Raw genomic sequence first — 18,019 nt, forward strand, 5'->3', positions numbered from 1 at the left:
ATGCTGACTGCTGAACCAGTCGCCTTGGGCAAACGAATTCCCGCTTCACGGAGTGCCTCGAACATGAATTCCATCAATAATGCTTCAATGACGCTGGGAAACGGAACGCCTTCTCGAGCCGTCGTAATGCTGAAAAGGAAATTCGTCGGCATGAGCTGTGAATGAAACGTTGTAATCGCTACAAACAACGAAGGAAGATAGAGCGAGACGGAGAAGAGAATGAGCCTTGTCCACCTCATAAGAGAAGCGAAAATGAATCGTTCGTAATAATCATCTGCTGACTGAAACGTTGACCAAAACGTCATAGGGACGATTAATGCATTTGGCGAACCGTCCGTCAGTAAAGCGACTTTGCCTTCCAAAATATTAGCCGCAACAATATCTGGGCGTTCTGTTAGTTGGATTTGAGGGAATGGAGTAAACGATACATCCTCAATCATTTCTTCGATATAACCCGAATCTAAAATCGCATCCGTTCGAATGCGGTTAACCCGTTCCTTCACCTGACTCAATACATTCTCCTGGACAATACCTTCCACATATACGATAATGACGCTTGTTTTGGATAACGAACCGATTTTGACGGATTCAAGTTTTAAGCGAGTCGATTGAATTCTTTTACGAATAAGCGATGAATTTACTTCAATTCGTTCCGTAAAACTCTCTCGAGGACCTCGAATTGATTGTTCAAATGTCGGCTCGTCAATGCTTCGGCCATCTTTTGATTTCAAATCCAGCAAAATACAACTGGATCTTCCTTCGATAAATACAGCTGATTGGCCTTGAAGAAGCAAATTGCAGACTTCTTGAATGTATCGCGTCTCGCTACTTGGGGCAACGGAAGAGATGTGAGCAGTCGTAAATAAACCACACCACTCAGAGGAATCGGGTCGAAAGAGTTCATTGTTTAGTTTGTCCGTATCGACTAATCCCGCGATATAAATGATCAGTATGCTTGGACCGCCAGGAGGATGGATGGAGCGAAACGTAATATCGAAACAAGCATCGAACAGTTGACGCAGCACTTGTTCGTTCTCCGCTTGAATTTGAGAAATGAGTGTGTCCAACTTGATTTCACCTCACATATCTTTGCCAAAGTTATTTTTCCATTAATTCTCATATTTATGCATGATGAGCATGATGACTGAAGCAGATGAAGCAAGTGAAGGACTAGCACATTTTATCATTAAGGATCCAAACGGATTCAAGTTCTTTTCGATCAACATCGGTAAAAAACGGTAATGCCAAAAGGCCCGTCCGCATGAGGTCGGGCTTTTCTGTATGGAAAGACCAAGAAATCGGTTGCCTTTGTTATATAAAATGACAATAAAACAAGCATAATCATAGATTCATGGAAACCAGCAGCTAACTTCAAAAAAACAATGTTATTTTACATGACATGGAGTTCGAAATTCCTTGACAGAATTTTGAACTCCTGATACGATCTTATTAATAACACCACAGCACTAATTATTGTCGTATCGTTGCACAAAAGGGTTGGTTTTAAATAAATCAATCTATAATTCTTGATTTTTTTAATCTATTAATAACATCATGGTATTAATCGAAGGTGGCAAAGTAATGGATATCAGCAAACACGATCAGGAGTTTATAAAGAAAAAAAATAAGAATATGGTGCTCGACCTCATAAAGAGCAGCCGTCCGATATCCAGAGCGAAGATTGCGAAGCTCACCTCGATGAGTGCCACTTCTGTAGGGCGTATCGTCAACGATCTTTGTCAAATGGGTATGGTGAAGGAAACGGAGCAATACTCCTCGGGTGTAGGAAGAAAAGCGACGATGCTAGATATTGATGCCAGTTCCGTGCTCACGATCGGTGTCGAGATGGATAAAGGATTGATCCAAATCGGCATCGTCGATTTTGACGGTCACATTATTGCTGAAAAAAGTATAACGAAGCTTTATCACTTGGATGAGCCTGCCCAGGTGGCGAGCGAGCTTTCCAAGCACATTCAAACGCTTATTGATCAGAATGATATTGTTATTTCCAAAATCATCGGAATTGGAATCGGCGTTCCGGGCATCATCGATATGTCTAAGGGAACGATTGTTTTCTCTTCGCAATTAGGCTGGGAGAATGTTCATTTCGCTGCTTTGCTGGAGGCTCATCTAAATATTCCGACTGTTATCGATAATGACCTGAAGGTCAAAGCGCTGGGCGAAACGTACTATGGCTTCGTCAAAGGATCGAAAAGAGCGGTATTGCTCGGTTTCGGCAGCGGAGTCGGTTCCGCGCTCGTTATTGATGGGATCGTGTACCGGGGAGAATCGAACATCGCCGGCGAGATTGGCCATTCAACGGTAGACCCGAATGGCATGTTATGTGAGTGCGGGAAAAGAGGCTGTCTGCAAACGTATATTGCTGACTTCACCATTATTCAGGAAGCCAATAAAGTGAAGCCTGTCACAAGTATTCAGGAAATATTCGACAGCGCTCATAATAATGAAATGTGGGCAGCGCAAATTATCGACCGTGCCTGCACGTATATCGCGATTACCGTCAGCAATGTGGTATGCATGTATAATCCGGATACGATCATTCTCGGTGGGCATTTGATTGAACAGCATGGAGAAATGCTTGAAACGGTGAAGCAAAAAGTGAATCAGTTCATTTGGGGGCCATTTAACGGGACATATAAGCTGGTGAGTTCCAAATTGCAAAGCAAAGCGGTGCTTATCGGAGCGGCGACCCTTGCGCTGCAGCAGCGATTGGATCATGAAATGTAATCAACCATCTATCATGAGGAGGAAGTCATATGGATCAAATATTGCTGGAAGAGTATCGCGGAGACACGCTCGAATGCGTGCATCGGGGACACATTTGCGGAGTTTCTTATAGCGGGGACGTGCAATATGCTGTCGGTGATACGAACGCCGTGACATTTCTGAGATCGGCCGGCAAGCCATTTCAAGCAATTCCCGTGCTGCGCCATGGCGCCGATGTCCACTTCGGGTTAACCGGAAAGGAAACGGCCATCATGATGGGGTCACATCGCGCCGAGCCGTTTCATGTTGAAGCGCTCGAGTCAATGCTGAGGAAGATTGGCGTGGTGGAAGAGGGGCTTGTCTGTCACCCGACTTACCCGCTCAGCGTCTACGCGACAGAGGATTTACTTCGCAAGCAAGCGCCTAAGCGTTCGATTTATCATAATTGCTCCGGCAAGCATCTGGGGGTTTTAGCACTCTGCAAAATGATGGGATATCCCTTGGAGACCTATTTTGAACCTCAGCACCCTGCACAGCTGGAGATTATGGAAACGCTCTCATATCTGTCGGAGTGTCCGGTTGACCAGATTCAGCTTGGCACGGATGGCTGCGGGTTCCCCGTCTTTGCGATTCCTTTGAGAAACTTGGCCACCGCTTTTCTCAAGCTGGCTTGCCCGGAGCTCATTGAGGATATGGCGACTCGTGCCGCTGTTCAGAAGATGGTAGGCCTCATGAATGAACACTATGAGATGGTTGCTGGTTCAGACCGTATCTGTTCGTCTTTGCTCATGGATTCGAATATCGTAGCGAAGGGCGGAGCGAAGGGCGTCTATTGTTTTGGACTAAAAAAAGAAAAGCTAGCCTTTGCCTTGAAAGTGCTCGACGGTTCCGAGGACGAATGGCCGTTAATTGTCGCCTCGATTTTGGAGCAGATTCAATATGTCAATACGAACACGATCCGCAGCATGTACGAGCTCGCACCGATAGAGATCAAGAATGATAACAAGAAGGTTATTGGGCGCAACACCGCTGTATTCACGCTTGAAGCCCACTCATAAGCGATATGAGCATTGTCGGGTCCGCACAAGTAAAGCTCCGGCAAGTTACATATATAATTTCGAGAAACAACGGGAGGGGTTATTTTGAAAAAAAGAATGTCAACTATGGTGATGAGCATGGTTCTTGTGCTGACGGTCGGACTTGTCGGCTGTTCCAGCGAACCTGCGGGAAGTTCCAGTAATGCCAGTGGTGCAGCTCAAAGTTCAGGCAAAAAAGAGAAAATCTCCTATTTAGATCCGCTTCCAAGCCCAGAGCGAACAGCACTCATGCAGGATTTCATCAAACAATTTCAAAGCAAAAACCCGAATATTGAAGTCGAATACACATCCGTTCCTTGGGATGAAGCGAATAAAAAATGGTTGGCGCTCGGTGCTGCCAAGCAGCTCCCGGACGTCATCAGCATCGACGACACATCTCTCGTAGCCATGTCTGCGGCTGGGTATCTCGAAAATCTGCAGCCTTACTATGACAAATGGGATCAAGTAGGCAATGTGACCGAGGCGTTCAAGCAGGCAAGAAATAAGTATCAAGGGAAGGTCTATGCCATTCCCGATGGATTTTTGCTTCAAGGCCTATTTATTCGCAGCGACTGGTTCAAAGAAAGCAACTTGCCGGAGAAAATCGATACATGGGACGATTACTTCAAGCTTTCCCAACAGCTGACGGATCCTTCCAAAGGAAGATACGGCATTTCCTTCCGTGGCGGTGCGAACGGTATTCTTCGGGCTATGGAATACGTAATGGCAGCGACGCACAGCGACAGCTGGTTTGACAAGGATGGCAAATCGATTCTTTACAAACCTGAGGCGCAAGCGGCATTCAAGAAGTTTTATGACATCTATTTGAACGGTAATTCGCCTAAAGAGTCGATAAACTGGGGCTTTAATGAAATGGTTCAGGGATTCCTAAACGGCCAGACCGCCATCCTGAATCAAACCCCTGAAGTCATTATTACGGCGCAAAAGAACATGAAGGAAGGCACATGGAACGTCGTGCCGATGCCGAAATCCGATGACGGCAAACGTTATATTTTCTGGGGGTACACAGCCGCATATGCGATGGCAGCCAACTCCGAACACAAGGATGCAGCTTGGAAGTTTATTCAATTCCTTAGCTCCCCTGAGATTAATTTGCAATATTCCATTAAAAATTCGACCATTCCGATTTACAACGACAATCTGAAGGATCCGAATTTCAGCAAAGGCCCGATCGCTGGTTATGCAGCTGCGATGGCGGACTCCAATATTGTATTCGCCGGACCGCCGAGCCATCTGACGAAGTTGGGACAATTCTCGGGTACGTTTGCCGTACAAGAGACCCAAAAATATTTGAGCAAAACGCAATCCCTCGAGGATACAATCAAGCATTTGGCTGATTTCCTGACACAGGAGCAGCAAGAGTATTTGAAAAATAATAAACAATAACATCAAGAAGCAGATAACCGGGGCGGAGTTCTGTCCCGGTTGTCTTTTCCTTATCCCAAAGGGAGGTGAAGCGGCTTTGAAATTGAGATTGAAACTATGGGAACCTTACTTGCTGATAGCACCTGCCGTCCTGATTTTGTTAGCTTTTTTTGCCTATCCGCTGCTCCAAGGACTGAAGCTGGCCTTCATGCACTATATTTTGTTTGAACCGAATGACGTTCGTTTTTCTGGTTTGGCAAACTTCAAAGCTATACTTACAGACAATAATATTGTCCGAATTTTGTTGAATTCTTTACTGTGGGTCGTTTTGACAGTCGGCTTGCAATTTGTTCTCGGATTTATGCTGGCGTTAGCTCTGAATACCAGATTTAAAGGCAAAAACATCTACCAATCGATCGTATTTCTTCCATGGGCGGTCTCTGCCTTTTTGATCGGGATGATTTTCAAGTGGATGTTCAGTGAACAGAATGGTTTGATCAACTACTTGTTGATGAAGCTGGGAATAGTGGATAAAGGCATTCCGTTTTTGGCGCTTCCGGGCTTTTCGATTTTTCCCATCATCATTGCGATGGTCTGGTACGGCGTACCGTTTTTTGGCATCATGCTGCTGGCCGCCTTGCAATCGGTGCCCAAAGATATTTACGAATCAGCAGATATCGACGGTGCTGGCCGATGGACGAAGCTATTTTCCGTGACCATTCCCTACATTAAGCCAACCATCATTCTTACGGTTCTGCTTCGGGTTATTTGGGTGTTCAATTCAGCGGATCTTATTTATATCATGACAAATGGGGGGCCTGCTAACACCTCGCATAACTTATCATCCTATATTTTCAATCAGATTTCCTATACAACGGATTTCGGTCAGGCGTCTGCTCTTGGCGTAATCATGTTAATCATCCTCATTCTATATACGTTAATTTTCCTTCGAACAACCAAATATGACGAAGCAGGTGATTTCTAAAATGACTTCCTTCGGACGAAAAGCGGCTCCCGAATTCGTTAGAATTGTTGTATTGTTGCTTTTTGCATTAGGGACACTGCTTCCGTTTTATTGGATGATTGTGACTTCTTTGAAAACAAGACAAGAAATCTATAGCGGCAAGTTGACTTTGTGGCCCAAAGCGCTAACCTGGGTGAACTATGTAGATACGCTGCAAAATACAAGTTTTCCCCGATATTTATTGAACAGCTTTACAGTTAGTATGTGTAGTGCAATTCTGGTTTTGCTTGCTTCCATCTTGGGAGGTTACAGTTTGGCCAGATATCAGTTTAAGGGAAAAAAACTGGTGCTCGTTTCCTTTTTAGCAACCCAAATGGTGCCTGTCATGGTGATTCTCGTGCCCTTGTTTATTACCTTTGGCCAAATCCATTTGTTGAATAAGCTACCTTCATTGATTATTACTTACACGGCGATGAATATACCGTTCTGCTTGATTACGATGTCCAGTTTCTTTCAGCGTATTCCGGTTTCTTTGGAAGAAGCGGCCATGATTGACGGCTGTAACAAATTCCAGACGATGACTAAAGTTGTACTGCCGATGATGCAGCCGGGGATCGTCGCGACCTTTGTGTTTGCTTTTATTGGGGCTTGGAACGATTTGTTCTTTGGCGTTATGTTTACAAATAGCGAATCTGCCAAGACGGTTCCTGTCGGTTTAAGCAGCTTTGTTCAAAAATTCGATATCAATTGGGGGCAGATGAGTGCGGCAGGTATGATCTCGCTCATTCCTGTCATTATCATGTTTGCCATCGTGCAAAAATATATCGTTGCTGGTTTAACACAAGGTGCTGTGAAAGGTTAGGTGAAACGTGTGCTACTCGAAGTTATTGCTACAAGTATGAGGGACGTGATTGCGGCGGAACGGAGTGGTGCCGATCGGATCGAACTCATTACCGGAATGGTGGAAGGCGGATTGACGCCAAGTTATGGGCTGATCGAAGCAGCGGTTCAGGCGACTAAGCTCCCCGTTCAGGTGATGATTCGCCCACACAGCTATTCATTCTGTTATGATCGTCTAGACGTTGCTGCAATGATTGCGGATATCCGCATGGTCAAACAACTCGGGGCCGCTGGCGTCGTGTTGGGTGCGCTTACCCCGGAAGGGCGTTTGGATGTGGAAGTGATAGCAAGATTGCTGGAAGAGGCCGAGGGGCTTTCCGTCACCTTCCATCGAGCGTTCGATGAGGTTCGGGATGTTGAGGAAGCGCTAGTCGAGCTTGAGAAGTTCAAGCAAATCGATCGTATACTTACCTCCGGCGGTAAGCCCAACGTCTTGGATGCTGTCGTGGAGATGAAGCGTTTGGTCGCTTGGAGTCAACAGACGTCAATACAGATTTTGGCAGGAAGCGGTCTTACAATTGCGTCACTGCTCGCATTTGTAGCCGAAACAGGCGTTCAAGAGGTGCATTTCGGCAAAGCTGTGCGCATGAATGGCGATGCGCTTAGCCCGATCGATCCCGCTCGGATCCAACAGATTAAACAACTACGGTACGAGTCTGCTAAGACGGATGCATGAAGGAGCAACTATGACAATCGATGAGTACTTTTTAGGAATAGACATTGGTGGAACCAAAATGTTGACTGCCTTGGTGGATGCTCAAGGGCGTGTACTTGCCAAAGATCAACAGCCCACTTTAGCTGCAGAAGGGGAGCATGAGGTCATCAGACGGCTGATCGATATGATTGAGGCGCTGCTGTCCTCTGTACCCAATCTCCAAGCTCGAAGCATTCAAAGTCTAGGTATCGCAACTGCGGGTATACTTGATATGAGTACTGGAACAATCGTTCTGTCGACCAATTTAGGCTGGAGAAATGTTGCCTTAGGGCCAATATTGGAACGGAGATTCGGCGTTCCGGTTCGTTTAATCAATGATGCTAGTGCAGCGGCACTGGGAGAATGGCTGGTTGGTGCAGGCAAAGGAACCGAAGACTGTGTGTATGTTACCGTGTCCACGGGAATAGGAGGCGGTGTCATCAGTGGTGGCCGCATGCTGCTGGGAGCTTCGAACAATGCAGCGGAAATCGGTCATATTAGCATTGATAGGAATGGGCCCGTTTGTAAATGCGGGAATAGAGGTTGCGTAGAAGTATATGCCGCCGGCAACTCCATAGCTCGTCAGGCCGCTGAAGAACTACGCGCCGGTAAGCTGCAAACTCCTTTGCTGGCCGATTTGGCCGGACAGGATCCGGAGAAGGTGACAGCGAAGCTTGTGGCAGAAGCCGCTTCAAGCGGTGACCCTTATTCTGTCTCTTTGCTGCAAAAAGCGGGGGAGGCGCTCGGGGTTGCGATGGTGACGATCATTCATCTATTCAATCCGGAGGTCATCATTTTCGGTGGCGGGGTTTCGCAAAGTGGGGATGTGCTCTTCGAGCCCATGCGGAGAACGATTCAAGAACTAGGAATTGAAGGCATGGTAAAAGATGTTCTGATCACCCGTTCTTCGCTCGGTGTGGAAGCGGGGGCAATCGGTGCTGCATTAGTATGGAAGTATGTAAATCAAGCCGATAAGGAGAATTCACTTGAAAATTGAAGTCATACCTGAAGAAGCCATTCGTTCCAGAGTTGCGGACTTGCTAACGGAGCAGTTGAAGCACAATCCGAAATCGGTACTGGGCATGACCACTGGCTCATCGCCGTTAAAGTATGGGATTTATCGCGAATGGATCCGGCGAGAGCAAGCAGGTGAGCTTGCATTTCATGAAGCGAAATTCGTGAATCCCGATGAGCTGGTTGGCATTCCCGCCGATCATCCGGAAAGCTATCGCTCCTATATGCGAGAGCATTTGTTCAGTCAACTTCAGACGCTTCGATCCGAGCCTCACATTCCGGATGGCTATGCAACGGATCTATTGGCTGAATGCCGGAGGTTTGATCAATTGTTGGCCGATCTTGGTTATGTGGATTGGCAACTTATGGGGTTAGGCTTAAACGGACATATTGCTTTTATAGAACCAAGTGATCACATACCGGCGAAAACGTATATTTCGCAGTTGTTCGAAGAGAATAGACCTACTCAATCGCTGCATTTTCGTTCTGAAGATGAGGTACCCAAGCGTTCGATAACGATTGGTTTGGAGGCCGTTATGAAGGCGAAGTCCATTGTTCTGGTGGCTGCAGGGGAGAATAAAGCCGACATGGTGGCCAGAGCTTTTTCTGGACCAATCACGACTTGCGTGCCAGCCTCTTTCTTACAGCTGCATGCGAATGCAACGATCATTCTCGATCCTGCAGCTGCTCGGAGAATTTCATTGTAACAAACTGTCAGGTGTTAAAGTTGATCTCATTTAAGGCCGCGTAAATCGCGGTTTTTTGTTTTAGTGGAAGTTATAAAACAAGTCTTATAGGAGTTAAGAGAACTGTAGCGCAGTCCCTGATAGTTTTGCATTCAACTGTTAAAAGGGGCTATTCTTTTTTCATTCCAGTAGCGTAGAAATGATGGTTTATTGTGCATAGAGAAAATTAGTATATTTTTCATTGACAGAACATTTTGGCAGCAGTATGATGACATAGAAAAACGAAGAGGTCCTCGTTAGGTGAGGCTCCTATACGAACATAAGCCACTGCCCGGAAACATCGAAAGATGCCAATGGGTAGAACAGGAATTGCCGGACTAAGGCTCTTCTTAAGGTGGCTAAAGAAGCGTTGTTCTTTTACGTCGTGTAGTGCCAAAGCTCGACTTGGGGGATTCCGGATATTTGCATGCTTATTTAGTATGCAGTTCTATGTCCTTCAGTTGAGCTGGGGGGCATTTTTATTTTCAAGGATTTGGGTAATTGCAGTGGCATAGCGTCAGTACGAAGAGTAAAATACTGGAGAACTAAATGATAAAAGGAGAGGGGTTGAGCCAATTTATGGGTAGTCGAGGTTTGTCTGAACCAGAACCGGAACCAACAAGTATATCGGCAGTCAGGTTAAAACTAAATACCGTAACAGAGTATGGTTCTAACTCCTCTCTTACGGGGTAAGTTGGATCTGGCTGCCTTAAAAAAGGAGGTAGTCAACATGTCCAAGATGAATTTTTTCCATAAAAAGATACAATTTAAGAAGGCTGCTCAAATTCAGGGCTTTGATATTGAGTTAGATAAGGAAAATACACGCCGCATTGACAGATTAGTGGATAACTACGAAAAGAGTATCTTATCTCACTTAGATGAAGCTTATCAAAGAAAGACAAGTTGGTCTGACCGAATTGCGGATCGCATCGCATCGTTCGGCGGTAGCTGGAGATTTATCATTTACTTCGCAATTTTTCTAATTGTCTGGATTCTCTGGAATGCACTACCTTTTACAAAGATTCATTTTGATGAACCACCCTTTATACTTCTTAACTTGTGTTTATCTTTTATTGCTGCGTTCCAAGCACCCGTAATTATGATGAGCCAAAACCGCCAAGCCGCTCGGGATAAGCACGAATCAATTATTGATTTTGCAATCAACTACAAAGCTGAACAAGAGATTGACGATATGCAGAGCCACCTTCACCGGATCGAAGGCGAGCTTATGGAGATAAAGAAACTTTTACTTGCATCTCGACAAACGAATGAATGATTGAATGACCCTACGGATGTGAACCCGCAGGGTCATTTTAGATTTGGCTTGACTTCAGGATCCTCCTGTAACTCCTCAATTTCTGTCCATCGTCGTTCAACATTAAGAATAGAGTAGCCGTTACGAGGCTACTCTATTTATAATGTTGACGGCGTTTTCATGATTAATAAGGAGGTACCCCATGAGTCCAATTAAGCCTATCGCAAATTGCTTGTCTGCAATTACTATCTTCTTGTCACTGTCGGCATGCAATCATACACCTTCCGAGCAATCGGAAAGCTTGAAGGAAAAGAGGAGTCAAACATCCGAACGTATCGGCTCTCCCCAGTTGCTGTCAGCTAGCACGCCCATTTCCGAGGAGAAAAAGTTAGCTCAGGAACAAGCTGATGTCGTGCTGATTGGGAGCGAGCTAGAAGGACTTTATTTGGCAAAAGCGGCTGCTGATGAAGGGTTACGCGTTTGTATTCTGGATCCCAGACCTGCATTTGGTGGGCAAGTATTGCAAGGAGAAATGCTATTCCTCGACGCGACAAGGGACGCCCATCGAAAGTCACTCGTCCAAGGCCGGGTAAAGGAATTATTCGACGGCTTTAAGAACGGCCAAATAAGAAAGATCCACGATTTTCAGCACTATATGGAGAAACTGGTCAAGGGTATTCCTGTTACGCAAGCAGTAAGAATTGGTCAAGTGGGTAAAGTTACTGGTGTGGATGGAAACGAACATATATCCTCTCTCACTTACACCACTAGCGATGGGGTGCAACACCATATTACAGCGTCGTCATGGGTTGAGAATACTGATTACGCTGCTTTTGTAAATCAATTACACGTGACAAGAGCGCCTGGACTTGAAAAATTATACGGACAATCGAAGATTGAATATATGGGCTCAAGTTACATGATGAAATTCAAGCATGTAAATTGGAAGAAATGGCTCTCTGTGTTTAACTCGATGAAACTGGAAGAGCGGAAGAAAAAATTCGGCACGGCTTTTTTAACGGAAAGCTATGCACTCTCATTCGACGCAGTGACGAAGGCTTATAAACCAACGAGCGATCGACTCTTTTTACGTGGCTTCAATGCGATCAATCAGTTGAATGGAGACGTGCTAATTAACGGTTTGCTTATTTTTGACGTCAATCCAGCGGATGATGCTTCTGTTAATCAGGCGATCGCTCTTGGCCAAAAGGAGATCCCGTTCATTTTAGAGCTTTTTCGTAAGAACCTCCCCGGATGGGAGAACGCTGAACTGAACGGCTTTCCTCCTTATCTTTACATTCGCGAATACAATCATTATGAAACTGCGTATACGCTTCAGGCGTCGGATTTGTTATCTGGTCGGATGTTCGACGATAACGTTAGCATCGGCGGTTACCCGATAGATTTGCAAGGTATTACGGCTAACAAATGGGGGGTCGAGATGGGGCGTCCTGACAAATACGGAATACCTCTTCGAAGTTTTGTGCTGAAGGGCTACGATAATGTCTTAATGGCCGGCAAGAACGTAGGCGCATCGGCGATCGCTTATGGAAGTGTGCGTATTCAGCCGAATACGAGCACGGCAGCCGAATCGATCGGGGTGCTTCTGGGTGAACTACGTGGCACAAAGTATACTGTTGCGAACGTACCGGCTATGGAGATGGAGCGCGTACAGCATTTGCTGGCAATGAAGTATCACATCAATGTAATAGGAGTTAGGGGAGAGAATAGGGTGCAAGGGTGGTCTAAAGATGAGTTGCAAAAGCTTGATACGGGCGAGATTAATATTACGACATACAAGCACAAAAAATAGCGAAAAAGAAGCAGTCACAGCTATGAGTCAGCTGCTGTCGGGTGACAAGAACATGTTCTCATTAACAACCGCATTAAATGCGGTTTTTTTGCGTTAGGGGATAAAATTCTTGTCAAGACCAACTGACAAGAACTTTTTCTCAATACCGAAGGAGAGGAGGGAATCAACATTGACGAGTTCCGTGGAAGGATTAGTGGACATTTAAACGAATTGATTAATAAAGTGTCAAAAATCATTTAAGGAGATAAACTCGAAAATGTTGGATATGGATAAAATCTTTTTAATTTCAGATATCCCTGGGTATACGCCCCAAATTAGCCGGCTAATGTCAATGATGAATTATGCAAGGTATACTACCTTTCAAAGCGTTCAAGGACTAACGACAGAGCAGTTAGATTTTACAATTGATTCAACAAGCAATTCAATTGGTTCATTATTATTACATTTTGCTGCAGTTGAGTATGCGTATCAATTGTATACATTTGAGCATAGAGATCTAAATGAAGATGAAATGAAGAAATGGGGAGCGGCATTAGACTTAGGGGAATTAGGTAGAGAGCAAATCAAAGGAAATAAACTTGAATACTATATTCATATATTAAATGAAATAAGGGATAAGACTTATGATTTATTTAAACTAAAGACAGACGAGTGGTTATACGAAGAGCATGAATTTTGGAATCAGAAAACGTCTAATTATTATTTTATGTGGTTTCATGTCCTTGAAGATGAGATCAATCATAGAGGCCAAATTCGTTGGCTAAGAAAAAGACTACCAATTGATATTAGATCAGGGAAAGATTGAACTAAACTTAAAACGAGAACTCGACAAGATATCATTTTTTATTAGAAAGAACAAGCCTTGAGGTTTGTTCTTTCTTTTTATGGGTATTGCTATACCGGGGGATTAAACCTTGTCAATGTTTATTTGTTAATGATCAATTCAAAGGTGGTATACTTAAAAAAGTGTATGATGAATAAACGTCCCAAGTAGCTGGAAAAGTATTCCATAGATTTCCGTTCTATTTCGCTTAATCTAGACGGAACGCTTCTTTAATAGTCAAGATGGCAAAAATCCAATGGATGAGTTTTTTCACGCATGCTTTACACTATTGTTATAATTATTTTGAGTAATAGAAACGGAGAGAGATAAGTTCTTTGAAAGCAATTTTCATTGGTATTTGCGCAGCCTTTTTTTTTGCTTTTACATTTGTGCTTAATGCATCAATGGAGTTATCTGGCGGCAGCTGGATTTGGAGCGCTTCGCTTCGATATTTCTTCATGATCCCTTTTCTTCTGTGTATTGTAATCATAAGAAAAAATCTACGATCACTCTTAAAAGAAATGAAAAAACAACCAGCAAAATGGATGTTATGGAGCTTTGTCGGTTTCGGCTTATTTTATGCTCCATTATGTTTTGCGTCTGCATACTCACCTGGTTGGTTGATTGCTGGGACATGGCAAACTACGATTATTTCAGGTTCATTGCTGGCACCGTTATTTTTTGAAACGATACACACAAAGAATGGACCGTTACAGATTAGAGGGAGAATTCCCTTTAGAGGTCTGATGATGTCATTGATTATTCTGTTAGGAATTGTTCTCATGCAAATGGAACATGCAAAGCAGCTTTCTCTCGAGAATTTATTACTGGGGGTCATCCCGATTCTGATCGCATCATTTGCTTATCCATTGGGCAATCGTAAAATGATGGACGCGTGTGAAGGCCGTGTAGATGCTTATCAACGGGTGCTAGGAATGACTTTGGCAAGTCTTCCATTTTGGTTGTTACTTTCCTTATATGGTTTACTAACCGTCGGATTACCGAGTGTAGGGCAAAGTATTCAATCTCTAATGGTGGCACTTTTTTCTGGTGTCATAGCGACGAGCTTGTTTTTCATGGCAACAGATATGGTAAGGGGAGATATGAAAAAGCTAGCCGCAGTCGAAGCAACCCAATCAATGGAAGTGTTTTTTACAATAACTGGGGAAATTGTAATTTTATCGATATCACTTCCTACTCTCTTGTCTTGGTTTGGTATTTTTATCGTCATCCTAGGCATGGTTTTACAAAGTTATGTTTCAAATAGAAAAGAGGAAGGTCTTAATATGAAATAGTCATTCAACGACATTTCAACGGCTGGTTGTACTATGTTAAAGGTTCGTTCGGTATTATGGGATCGGCTGATATTGAGAAAGACGGAAAAGTATTCTTAATGGAGCAGTTTGCTTAGGCAACTGCTTTTTGTTTGCCAAATTTACCGAGGAAGACAAAATTAGAGAATAAGTAGTGATTGATTAGTTATTTCCAGGATAAGCAAAAATATATGTAAACTTAATAGCTGCGTAACAATGAGTTTTTAAATGATAAATCGAGTCTAAATTGAACATTTTCATCAACAACCACTCTTCAATACGGAGTTTTTATTGTTGTTGTTGTTGTTTTTGCTACGTATTACAATCAAATGAGGTTACAGGTATTAAATAGGAGGGTTTTGTGATTGAAACGATTGCTCGGAGTTATCGCAGGGGCCATAGTGACTTATCAAGAACAACATATTTTAAAAGCCTACGCATTCGGATACAGTAACGCAGATCCGTTGAATCGAATCGGCGCAGTGTTATTCGGAGTTATACTTTTGGTAATTATCATGGAATTGGTAAGGCGGATATGCAGTTCAGCTTTCTTTAATGGTTTCATTGTTGCGACAGGTTTATTTCTTAGCTTCGATATCGTCGTATTCCATTGGATCTTCAAGCTTCACCGAATCACAAGTGGGTCGGAAGCGAATTTCTTGGAACCTATATTTGTTCTGTTCGGGATATTCCTCTTATGGCAAGGCATCCGCAGAGAAATGGGGAACAAAGTAAAGCCTAACCAAGACATCAGGCTCTAACCTGATAAAATTAGAGAGAGACGCACTTCATCGCGTCTCTCTCTGCAGTTAAGTCAATTGTCATAGTGGAGTAGGACTAGGTGGTACTAAACAAGGCATAGCTGTCAGAGGAATCTGGCACAGCCTTCTACATTCGTAAAGGGCCTGAAAAAAGCACATTGCCATATCTGGGTTTAGGATGGACTATCAGGTTCCACTCATCGAATACGGAAAAATACGCCGATATTTTTCTGTTCCGTAATGACGAACCCATGTTGCAGAAGACAGAGTACTGCATCCTTTACGGGGGCCCCTACTCTTAAAGATCTGCGACAAGGGAATACGCTTCCTATAATGCGTACCTTGCCGATGTTGGCAAATTTTTTTTTACTTCTGACGATAATGACCACATCCGGAAACCGGCTCATGATATCAGCTCCTTATTTTAAAGGGATATCATAAGGTATTCCTTTTCACGCAGGAATGCTTGGACACAATGAGGCATTCGGAGACGCCTCCCCAACTCGTTAAGGATTCGTGAAAGTTGAAGCGAAAGAAGCATCATGGGGAGCAATGGAAATAAAAGGACGAGCTAAAATTTGCCATTACAGACGGCGATCAACCGCAACCTATTTTAGAAAAATAATTGTACTGTATAAAAATTCCCTTCCTGGCTAATAGTAATCAAAAAAAGGAGAATCCTTTGGTGAAAAAGGTATTATTTGCTCTTTTGTTACTATTTTTATTCATAGGATGGGTTTATCTAGACATAGAAGAGGGTGTAAAAGAAGCTGCTGTGACACACCAAAGTCCTTACCACTATGCCGATTTTCAGATGTATAACGAGGGTGAAAATTTATATGATGCGCTCTTTTCCGATATTCAAAAATCGAAAGACTACATTTATATACATTTTTTTATCATCCGAAATGATGAAATTAGTAATATATTTCTTGGTTTATTGGAGGATAAGGCAAAACAGGGTGTCGAAGTCAGGTTGTCGACGGATCGAATGGGAAGCTTTCTGTTTAAGAAATCGATGCTAGAAAGATTAAGAAAGGCTGGAGTGCAATTCTCGTTTAGCGGAAAGCCTACTTTTCCTCATATCTTCTATACATTACAAAATCGGAATCATCGCCGAATGATTGTGATTGACGGGTCGACCGCATATATTGGCGGTTTTAATATGGGGAAGGAACATTTAAATCAAGGTAAGCGATTGGGGCATTGGGAAGATTATCACTTTCGTATCAGTGGAGACGGTGCTCAAGAAATGGAAAGACAATTTTTGCTTGATTGGAAAGATAACACTGGTGACAGTTTTCCTGTACATACTAGCTTCCTTAAAAGTGGAAATACACGGTATGAATATTTATTTACGGACGGAAAAGGATTGGCGGAGCAATATCAAGACTGGATAATGAAGGCAAGTAATTCAATAGTGATTGCTTCACCCTATTTTATTCCTGGGAAGAAAATTGAGGATGAACTGCTTGAGGCAAGAAAACGAGGTGTTTCTATAAAAATTTTAGTTCCGCTTAATAGTGATTTTCCTTTGATAAAACAAGCTGCATATCCATACTTAAGAGAACTCTTGAAACATGGAGCGGAAATTTATTTATATCAAAATGGTTTTTTTCATGGAAAGGTTTTTAGCGTTGATGGAAAGTATGTGATGACGGGTACCCCTAATTTTGATACTCGCACCTTTTATCTTAATAAAGAATCGATATGCTCGATTTATGATGGACCCATTATAGCTGAAATTCAGAACAAGTTACAGGATGATTTTCGGATATCCAAGCGTATTCCTGATACTTATTTTGATGAATTGAGTTTATGGGATCGTTTATTGGAGAGAACGATTTCGATAGTCTCTTTCTATCTCTAGCGAGTAAAAACATTGGATTAACGAAGGCAATGAAGTATGTACAAGCCATATTTGATGAGCTGTCAGCCTTGTGGATACTTCTACCGCCTTCGTTATCTAGAGGTACCCACTACCCAAGTGAAAGGAGGCATTCCTGCTTACTCCCTTTATCCCCCTCTGCAGGGCGAATCGCCTTAATCTTCACTTAGCTTGGTCTGCAGTTGTATTGAATTTCGGATAGGAGCATCAATCGAATCATTGTCTTGTATTACAGCAGAAATCCCTTTTGAAACATTTATTCCTTGATTTTCTCCTTCTCCTACATTCGTTTTACTATGTGAACTCCAGCCAGTCTGCTCTATGTCTCCAACAGAAATGGTTGAATTATTAGTTAGCGCATTCACGTTGATCTCAGAGAAGTTAATCACTGTATTTGTAGGTTTGTCTTGATTCCCTGTATGAATGGTAAATTGATCCGAATCGTCTATTGGAGAATCAATAACATCGTTATCATGTACAGTTCCTATACAGTTGATAACAGATGTATTTGCAAATTTGCCTAGCCCATTATTGGTTTTACTATGAGAACTCCAGCCAATAGAATAATTTACTGAGCTAACGAAAACACCAGAGCTGGAGCTGATGGAGTTAATATTAAGAGTTGTAAACGAAATCGTAACTTGCTGAGATGAGACGTTCATAAGCACTTCCTCATTTCA

Annotated in this window: 16 protein-coding genes and 1 riboswitch; of the genes, 14 read left to right on the top strand and 2 right to left on the bottom strand. The window is 43.2% G+C overall.

Features of this window, described 5'->3' with window-relative positions; all coding sequences use genetic code 11:
• Positions 1–1,067 (bottom strand): spore germination protein (locus O9139_RS26085; RefSeq protein ID WP_270884681.1); only part of this gene is annotated, 1,067 nt, incomplete at its 3' end.
• A gap of 514 nt (positions 1,068–1,581) precedes the next feature.
• Here O9139_RS26085 and O9139_RS26090 point away from each other — a divergent pair.
• From O9139_RS26090 to O9139_RS26155, 14 genes are all read left to right on the top strand, one after another.
• The gene (locus O9139_RS26090) at positions 1,582–2,748 is read left to right on the top strand and encodes an ROK family transcriptional regulator (protein ID WP_270884682.1); all 1,167 of its coding nucleotides are present in this window, start codon (positions 1,582–1,584) and stop codon (positions 2,746–2,748) included.
• Positions 2,749–2,777: 29 nt separating this feature from the next.
• Entirely contained in the window at positions 2,778–3,785 is a 1,008-nt protein-coding gene (locus O9139_RS26095) for an asparaginase (protein ID WP_270884683.1), read from the top strand.
• An 84-nt stretch (positions 3,786–3,869) separates the two neighbouring features.
• Complete coding sequence (locus tag O9139_RS26100) at positions 3,870–5,210, top strand: ABC transporter substrate-binding protein (RefSeq protein WP_270884684.1); 1,341 nt, start codon at positions 3,870–3,872, stop codon at positions 5,208–5,210.
• A gap of 76 nt (positions 5,211–5,286) precedes the next feature.
• Positions 5,287–6,174, top strand: a complete 888-nt coding sequence (locus tag O9139_RS26105; protein ID WP_270884685.1) for a carbohydrate ABC transporter permease — start codon at positions 5,287–5,289, stop codon at positions 6,172–6,174.
• A gap of 241 nt (positions 6,175–6,415) precedes the next feature.
• Positions 6,416–7,015: a carbohydrate ABC transporter permease gene (locus tag O9139_RS26110; protein ID WP_270884716.1), complete on the top strand. Its 600-nt coding sequence runs from the start codon at positions 6,416–6,418 to the stop codon at positions 7,013–7,015.
• On the top strand, positions 7,016–7,729 hold the full coding sequence (locus tag O9139_RS26115; RefSeq protein ID WP_333742941.1) for a copper homeostasis protein CutC: 714 nt from the start codon (positions 7,016–7,018) through the stop codon (positions 7,727–7,729).
• A 10-nt stretch (positions 7,730–7,739) separates the two neighbouring features.
• Positions 7,740–8,744: an ROK family protein gene (locus tag O9139_RS26120; RefSeq protein ID WP_270884686.1), complete on the top strand. Its 1,005-nt coding sequence runs from the start codon at positions 7,740–7,742 to the stop codon at positions 8,742–8,744.
• Positions 8,734–9,468 (top strand): glucosamine-6-phosphate deaminase, encoded by a 735-nt coding sequence (locus O9139_RS26125; protein ID WP_270884687.1) that lies wholly within the window; start codon positions 8,734–8,736, stop codon positions 9,466–9,468. The genes O9139_RS26120 and O9139_RS26125 overlap by 11 nt, the downstream gene beginning before the upstream one ends.
• Positions 9,469–9,732: 264 nt before the next feature.
• A riboswitch (M-box (ykoK) riboswitch) is annotated at positions 9,733–9,904 on the top strand.
• A gap of 312 nt (positions 9,905–10,216) precedes the next feature.
• Complete coding sequence (locus O9139_RS26130; RefSeq protein ID WP_270884688.1) at positions 10,217–10,762, top strand: DUF1003 domain-containing protein; 546 nt, start codon at positions 10,217–10,219, stop codon at positions 10,760–10,762.
• A gap of 181 nt (positions 10,763–10,943) precedes the next feature.
• Positions 10,944–12,554, top strand: coding sequence for an FAD-dependent oxidoreductase (locus tag O9139_RS26135; protein ID WP_270884689.1), 1,611 nt, complete (start codon positions 10,944–10,946; stop codon positions 12,552–12,554).
• A 256-nt stretch (positions 12,555–12,810) separates the two neighbouring features.
• Positions 12,811–13,359, top strand: a complete 549-nt coding sequence (locus O9139_RS26140; RefSeq protein WP_270884690.1) for a DinB family protein — start codon at positions 12,811–12,813, stop codon at positions 13,357–13,359.
• 353 nt (positions 13,360–13,712) lie between these two features.
• Positions 13,713–14,672, top strand: a complete 960-nt coding sequence (locus tag O9139_RS26145) for a DMT family transporter (RefSeq protein WP_270884691.1) — start codon at positions 13,713–13,715, stop codon at positions 14,670–14,672.
• A 383-nt stretch (positions 14,673–15,055) separates the two neighbouring features.
• Positions 15,056–15,451, top strand: a complete 396-nt coding sequence (locus tag O9139_RS26150; RefSeq protein ID WP_270884692.1) for a DUF2243 domain-containing protein — start codon at positions 15,056–15,058, stop codon at positions 15,449–15,451.
• Positions 15,452–16,136: 685 nt separating this feature from the next.
• Positions 16,137–17,321 (top strand): phospholipase D-like domain-containing protein, encoded by a 1,185-nt coding sequence (locus tag O9139_RS26155; RefSeq protein WP_270884693.1) that lies wholly within the window; start codon positions 16,137–16,139, stop codon positions 17,319–17,321.
• Between the two features lie 173 nt (positions 17,322–17,494).
• Here O9139_RS26155 and O9139_RS26160 read toward each other — a convergent pair whose 3' ends face one another.
• Positions 17,495–18,001 (bottom strand): hypothetical protein, encoded by a 507-nt coding sequence (locus tag O9139_RS26160; RefSeq protein ID WP_270884694.1) that lies wholly within the window; start codon positions 17,999–18,001, stop codon positions 17,495–17,497.
• Positions 18,002–18,019: the final 18 nt, after the last annotated feature.

This window comes from Paenibacillus aestuarii (assembly GCF_027789125.1).
Lineage (GTDB): Bacteria > Bacillota > Bacilli > Paenibacillales > NBRC-103111 > Paenibacillus_E > Paenibacillus_E aestuarii.

Coding starts and splice junctions, on each gene's coding strand:
- O9139_RS26095 (WP_270884683.1), top strand. CDS start 2,778: ATGGATCAAATATTGCTGGAAGAGTATCGCGGAGACACGCTCGAATGC.
- O9139_RS26130 (WP_270884688.1), top strand. CDS start 10,217: ATGTCCAAGATGAATTTTTTCCATAAAAAGATACAATTTAAGAAGGCT.
- O9139_RS26090 (WP_270884682.1), top strand. CDS start 1,582: ATGGATATCAGCAAACACGATCAGGAGTTTATAAAGAAAAAAAATAAG.
- O9139_RS26110 (WP_270884716.1), top strand. CDS start 6,416: ATGTGTAGTGCAATTCTGGTTTTGCTTGCTTCCATCTTGGGAGGTTAC.
- O9139_RS26135 (WP_270884689.1), top strand. CDS start 10,944: ATGAGTCCAATTAAGCCTATCGCAAATTGCTTGTCTGCAATTACTATC.
- O9139_RS26160 (WP_270884694.1), bottom strand. CDS start 18,001: ATGAACGTCTCATCTCAGCAAGTTACGATTTCGTTTACAACTCTTAAT.
- O9139_RS26120 (WP_270884686.1), top strand. CDS start 7,740: ATGACAATCGATGAGTACTTTTTAGGAATAGACATTGGTGGAACCAAA.
- O9139_RS26140 (WP_270884690.1), top strand. CDS start 12,811: ATGTTGGATATGGATAAAATCTTTTTAATTTCAGATATCCCTGGGTAT.